1 protein-coding gene is annotated in these 553 nt (G+C 67.5%); it reads left to right on the top strand.

Annotated features, from left to right (window positions below):
• Positions 1-513, top strand: a 513-nt coding sequence (locus RJ1_RS45210; RefSeq protein ID WP_073371192.1) for a helix-turn-helix transcriptional regulator, incomplete at its 5' end; no start/stop codon positions are given.
• Positions 514-553: the final 40 nt, after the last annotated feature.

The raw sequence follows: 553 nt of genomic DNA, 5'->3' as shown, positions 1-553 counted from the left end.
ATGTCTCTGGAGGCGCTGGCATGGATCGCCGCGGCCGACCACCTAGACCGGCGGGCCGCCGTCCTGCTGGGCGCCGCCGCCGCGCTGTCACAGACCGTAGTCGGCGCCACGATCGCCGTCCCGACCCTGCTCGCTTACCACGACGAATGTGTGCGGCAAGCGCGTCGCACGTTGGGGATGCAAGTGTTTGACGAGGAGGTGCGGCACGGCGAAGCCATGACATTCGAGAACGCGCTTGCCTACGCACTCGACGAGCACCGGACGGCATCGCGGACTCGCGCCGACACCGCGACCGGGTTGACCAAACGCGAGCGGCAGGTCGCCGGTTTGGTCGCCGAGGGCCTGACGAACAAGGCGATCGCCGCCCAACTGGTGATCTCGCAGCGCACCGCGCAAGGGCATGTGGAGCACGTCCTCGCCAAGCTCGGCTTCACCTCGCGTGCACAGATCGCCGCCTGGGTCGTCGAGCATGGGGAGACCGAACGTACGGGCTCAACAAGCCCCACAACCTGATGATGGCCTCAAGCCACCCGGTGGTTCTCCAGTACGACGG

This window comes from Rhodococcus jostii NBRC 16295, from assembly GCF_001894825.1.
GTDB classification, from domain to species: Bacteria; Actinomycetota; Actinomycetes; order Mycobacteriales; family Mycobacteriaceae; genus Rhodococcus_F; species Rhodococcus_F jostii.
This window is presented reverse-complemented; position numbering and strand designations above follow the sequence as displayed.